The sequence below is a fragment of the Streptomyces sp. NRRL B-24572 genome (genome assembly GCF_002156145.1).
GTDB classification, from domain to species: Bacteria; Actinomycetota; Actinomycetes; order Streptomycetales; family Streptomycetaceae; genus Streptomyces; species Streptomyces vietnamensis.
Genome location: NZ_MWIG01001028.1, coordinates 1 through 2751, shown reverse-complemented (window position 1 = coordinate 2751; position 2751 = coordinate 1). Strand labels below are relative to the sequence as shown.

The window sequence follows — 2751 nt, the reverse complement described above, 5'->3', positions numbered from 1 at the left end:
GCCCGGGCCGGGGCCGGTGGGAGGACCACCGGCCCCGGCCCGGGCGGGTACCGGCTTGTCACATCGGGTCGGGGAAGATGTCGCTGATGCTCCAGGCGACGCTGAAGCAGGGTACGAGGGCGTCGGCCTCCTGCTCGGTGTCCAGGGTCTGGAGCGCGAGGATCTGGCTCATGGGTGATCTCCTCTTTCCTGTCGGATCGTGTCGGTCGGTCACTGCACACCTCGGCACGGAGGCGTTCTCCGCCGTGCCGAGGGGGTCATGGGAGGCCCGTCCAAGTGACGTCAGGCGGCTGCCTGGAGCCGGGGACGCGCGTGGTGGTCCGTCAGGAGCGGGCCGGCCAGCAGGCGGTGCAGGGCCAGCAGGACACCGGCCCCGCCACTGGACAGGTCGGCGGTGAACCGCTGCGAGCCCGCTCCGAGGAAGCGGACGCCGCGCCGGTACGGGACGGCGTACTTCAGCAGGCCGGTCGCGGCGCGCACGGCGTCCCCGCGGGCGGCGTCCGTGCCGGTGAGCTCGGCGTGCTCGGTCAGGAACCAGCTCAGTCCGGCCAGTCCCCGGTACAGGCCCGCCTCCTTCGTGGCACAGGAGACCCGGATGCCGGCGACCAGCCGCGGCAGTGCCGCGGCGCAGCGCTCGTCCGGCGCGGTGGCCACGTAGCGGGTGAGCACCGCCGCGAGACCGGCCGCGCCCGTGGCCAGGTACGGCATGGCGCGGGTGAGCCGTGCGTTGTCCGAGAGGGACAGGGCGCCGTCGTCCAGCGGAAAGGTCCGGTCGAGCTCCTGGTGGAGCAGCAGGCGGCCCGCCTCCAGGAAGCGGCCCTCGCCGGTGTCGCGGGCCAGGCGGTGGAGGAAGAGGGCGAGCCCCGAGCGGCCGTGCAGCAGGCCGCGGGCGTCGTGCTCGCCGAGGGCGGCCGGCAGGTCGGGGGTGCGCAGCAGGCCTTCCCCCGCCGCGGCGGCCCGCTCCAGGTGACTGCTCTCCCCGGTCAGCCGGTGCAGGGCGAGCCAGCCCAGGCCGACCCCGGCCCGCCCGCCGGCCAGCGTGCCGCAGGAGGCGGTGAGCGGGTGGCCGTCGGCGTCCCGGAGCAGGTCGACGGCCTCGTCGAGGCGGCCGAGGCCGGCCAGCACCCGGGCGATGCCGGCCGAGCCGACGAGCAGTCCGGGGGGCAGCGCGTCGCGCAGCGCCAGCGTGTCGCGGCGCAGCCGTTCGCGGATCTCCTCCGGCACCGCGGCCCCGGCGCGGTGCAGGGCGTGCACCACCCCGGCCGTGCCGTAGGCCAGGCACACGTTGTTGGTCCGGAACGCCTCGGGCGAGGGCGGGAAGGCCCATTCCGGTCGGTCGGCGTCCGCCATTTCGAGGAGTCCCGCGGCCACCTTCTCGGCCAGCCGGGTGAGGCAGCCGCGCGGATCCGTGTCCAGCTCGACGGGGGAGGGCAGGCGGTCGTGACCGTCCTGGTCCTGCGCCCGGTCCGCCCGGTCCTCCGCCAGGTGGAAGACGGTCGCCCGCTGCCACAGGTCCCGGGGCGGAGCCACGTCCGCCAGATCGCGGCGCAGCAGTGCGAGATTGGCGGGCGCGTGCTCGGCGACCTCGTTGAACGGCGCCAGGAAGGCGAGCGCGACCGCCGACGTGCCGTACCGGTCCTGCAGCAGGGGATCGGTGTCGGCCCGGCGCAGGCCGGCCGGCGGCGTGAACCCCGGAGTGCCCATCCCCGAGGGGGCCGCGGACAGCGCCGAGGCCGCCTCGAAGTCCACGAGACGGACCCCGCCCGACGGCGTGACCAGGACATTGCCCAGGCTGAGGTCACCGAACCGGTAGCCGGCGGCGTGCAGCCGCTCGAGCGAGGCGTCCAGCGCGGCAAGGAGTCGCCGGCAGGCCTCGTAGTACGCGGCGACGGACCCGGCCGTGCGGTCGGCGCGGGCCAGCGGGGAGGACCGGCTCAGCCAGCCCACCAGCGGCTGCCCCGCGACGTACTCGGTGACGAGGAAGTCGTGCTCCCACTCCGTGAAGCGGTCCAGCGGCTCCGGGCCCACCCCCGGGGCCGCCGCGTGCAGCTCGCGCAGCACGTCGTACTCGTGCCGCAGCCGCTGCTGCGCATCGGTCCCGTCGAAGACCAGGCCGTTGTGGGCGCGGGCCTCCTTGAGGAAGACGGTGCGGCCGGTCCGCCGGTCGCGGGCCTGGTAGGCGCCGCCGGCGTTGCTCAGGCGCACCGCGCGGGTCACCTCGTAGTCGCGGACCAGGATCGGGCCCGCGTGCGGCTGCTCCTCCTGCCCGACGAAGGGGTCCGTGATCCCCGCGGGCAGGTGGAAGGCGGGCAGCCGCGAGTCCACGACCTCGCGGCCGGAGCCGTCGCGGACCATCCCCTCCCGGGTGCCGTCGGCCCGGAGCCGGCTGCGGGCGCCGTCGAAGGAGCCGTAGCGGTAGTGGACCGTCCGCGAGTCGCGGAAGCGCCGGTCGGTGAGGACGTACGGCCCCTCCTCCCCGTCGAGCGCGTCGCGCAGGCGTTCGAGGAGCCGGCGGGCGGTCGCCGTGTCCGGTGGGTAGACGGCGCAGAACTTGCCCGCCTGGGCGCGCACGGCGTGCTTGTGATGGAGGAACAGGAAGAAGAGCCGGGCGCTCAGGTGCTTGAACGGCACGCCTTCGGAGAAGCAGATCCCGGCGACCGTGTCGAGCACGTGCTGCGCCCGGTCGAGCCGCGCCGACACGTGGATCTTCCATCCCTGCTCGGCGAGCCCGGCCCGGGGGCTGCCCCAGAC

Annotated in this window: 1 protein-coding gene; it reads right to left on the bottom strand. The window is 75.5% G+C overall.

The window, feature by feature from the left end; genetic code table 11:
- Nucleotides 1–282: 282 nt before the first annotated feature.
- Nucleotides 283–2751: class III lanthionine synthetase LanKC (gene lanKC / locus CCN56_RS39755; RefSeq protein WP_086832444.1), on the bottom strand; the 2469-nt coding region annotated here is incomplete at its 5' end.